The 2,804-nt window shown below is 42.9% G+C and carries 2 protein-coding genes; one reads left to right on the forward strand and one right to left on the reverse strand.

Annotated features, from left to right (window positions below; all coding sequences use genetic code 11):
- Window positions 1-337 precede the first annotated feature (337 nt).
- Entirely contained in the window at window positions 338-1,798 is a 1,461-nt protein-coding gene (locus F607_RS0126125; RefSeq protein ID WP_027710358.1) for a DUF3360 family protein, read from the forward strand.
- Between the two features lie 256 nt (window positions 1,799-2,054).
- Here F607_RS0126125 and F607_RS0126135 read toward each other — a convergent pair whose 3' ends face one another.
- Window positions 2,055-2,723 (reverse strand): tetratricopeptide repeat protein, encoded by a 669-nt coding sequence (locus tag F607_RS0126135; protein WP_084611423.1) that lies wholly within the window; start codon window positions 2,721-2,723, stop codon window positions 2,055-2,057.
- Window positions 2,724-2,804 lie beyond the last annotated feature (81 nt).

Raw genomic sequence — 2,804 nt, forward strand, 5'->3', positions numbered from 1 at the left:
AATTGAAAGGGTTTGGCTTAACCCTGATAACAATCAAATGCTAAATCATTAGTGTAGGTTAGTTGATGCGACAACTATCTTGACAAACAGCGATACCTACCCCCCCATTCATTAATGGATGATCAATATACTTCTCTCTAAAAATAATTGATTAACCAGAAGTCAGTTCCTTCTATACTTAAAAATAGTTTTTATTTTTCCTATACCCAGTAATGAATTAGAAATCAACGGTCAAAAATTTCCGTTGAATAAACAATTGCCGCTTTAAAGGATAGATGCTGCCAACGTGGAGCTTAGGGTACAGCTCAATAGCCTTGCAAAAAGTTTAGGTAAATATATGTCTAAGAAAAACAGGACTTTTTACCGGGACCTGCGCCGTAAAGCTCAGGAGTTCAAAAGCCGTGAAGAGTTTTTGAACCATGACCTGAAAATAATGAGTTTTCGTCGCTGGGGAGTTCACCTACCCTTTCGTGATTACTCTATCGAAATTGAAGACTGGGTACCCGCATTAGCCGCCACTATCGGCAAAGTCGTAATGGTAACCGCTATGGTAGCCACTTTTGCGGCCCAGTTTGGTTTGTCTCCTGAATTTGTGGCTGAAAATGTACGCTATGAATTGCTGATTGCCGGAGCACTGTTTGTGATTCTGTTTTCAGCCATTCTCAATCCTAATGCTAACCTCGCGGGCACTCACGGCCCAATGATTCCGCTGATCCCGCTGATTGCTGCTGCTGGAGGACACCCACTGGCACTGGGAATCATGGTGTGTCTGTTCGGTTTGATACTTGCGTACACCAAAGGAGGCTCAAAGTTAATGGCACTCACGGGCGTTGGTGTCCGAGGGGGGCTACTGATCTATCTTGGTGCCGTCGGCTTGATTGGTCAAATTAATAAAACAGAAGCATGGGCTTCATCCAGTAACCAAGGCCATATCTCCTTCGCAGTCATTGGTGTAACTGTTTTGATTTATGCCTACCTGGCCAAGATAGGCAAACGCTGGCTGGCGATCCCCCTCTGTTCAGCATTAGCAGGTATTGTGGCTTATATAATGGGAGCAGACTTTGCCTTTACCACGGAACCTGGTTTGCCACACTTCAGCCCATTCTACTGGTGGGGTGAAGACACTGGCTGGCAACTAGGTTGGCCTAACCTGGCACACTTTATTGCAGTCATTCCTTTTGCACTGTTAGCGGTTGCAATGTGGTCACCTGACTACTTGGGTCATCGTGTTTTCCAAGAGCTGAACTACCCGAAAGAAGCTAAAGGCGTGCTGATGGATGTGGATGACACCATGGTTGCTGCGTCAATTCGGCAAGGTGTAGGCTCCTTTCTCGGTGGTGGTAACCTGGCTTCTTCCTGGGGTACGTATATGATCCCTGCGGCAATCGCAAAGCGTCCGATTCCTGGTGGCGCATTGCTGACTGGAATTTTGTGTGTACTGGCATCAATAATTGGCTATCCAATGGATCTGGCGATGTGGGAGCCGGTTCTGCGTGTGGCATTAATCGTAGGCGTATTCCTTCCTCTACTGGAAGCGGGTATGCAGATGATTCACAAACATAAAGACTCGCTCAGTGCAGGTATCTGTATCTTTGCTTGTGCTTTCGTTAACCCCGTATTCGGTTGGGCAACGACCATGCTATTGGATAACATGGGGCTAATTGGTGATCACGAGCGAGCCAGCGAGCTGTCTTCCAAAGACAAGTACCTAATCCCTGGAATAGCCTTTGTTATCTGTGTAGGCTCTCTGGCAGCCGTTGGTCAATTGCCAGGCATTCCTGCGGTAATTGGTAACTAAGCAATACAAACTCTGGGCAAAGGTACTTATTTATCGGATGCGGCATATAAAATATCTTTTTAAACGTATGATCATATGCGGTTACCCTATGTTAACCATTAAGCTCATGTCTATTTATTAATTCAGATAGATATTTGCTATGACGACACATTCGTCGAAATTCCAAATCTACCGTATACCAGTCAACAAATTGCTTCTCTTCAAGTAACGATTCTTTAATTGATTGCTTTACACCATGATCAGACTGCATTAAACATTATGCCTTCACTAAGTTTAAGTGCACTAATTTTCGTGTTGGATCTAAAGACTTGGCTCTTTCCAGGGCTTCAATCGCAAGTTCATATTGATCATTTCTTAGTAACGCATATCCTTTGAATTCAAGTGTAGCAACATCATTCGGCTGGATAACCAAAGCGTTATTATAACTGGCTATGGCTGCTTTAAAATCTTGATCCCTACGAGACTTGATACCCGTTAATAACGCGTCCTGAAATTCAATCTGTTTTTTCTTATTTTCAATAAGATCCAGATAAATTAATGCTGTTTCAGATTTTCTTTCCTTACCGATATCAAAATAACCCTCAGCCTGGTCAAGATCATTTTTCAGGTATGATAATATTCCCAAGTTATTTGATGAAATAACCGCTGCTTCCTTATTGCCTAGGATCTTTGCTTGCTCAAATGATGCTTTTAGATATTTTTCAGCTTTCACATAGTCATTCAGTTTCAAATAGGCCCATCCTACTGCATTTAAAACCCTTGAATTAAGCGCTGTATCTTCTTTTGGTAACCGCTCAAGCTGGGAAATGGCTTCCTCATATTGTTCCTCCTCAAGAAGCACTTTAATATTTTGAAGCCTATCATCGGAGAAAGCAAAAACTGAATTCAAAAAGAAAAACAACACTGCGACTATTGTCAGCAGCAATGTAAAACTGACCCACTAGCAGCAATCGAATTTTGACCCACCTGAGTAAAATACCACCGTTTAAGCTTAAGTGTGTGGTAT

Source organism: Zooshikella ganghwensis DSM 15267 (assembly GCF_000428585.1).
In the GTDB taxonomy this organism is placed as follows: Bacteria; Pseudomonadota; Gammaproteobacteria; order Pseudomonadales; family Zooshikellaceae; genus Zooshikella; species Zooshikella ganghwensis.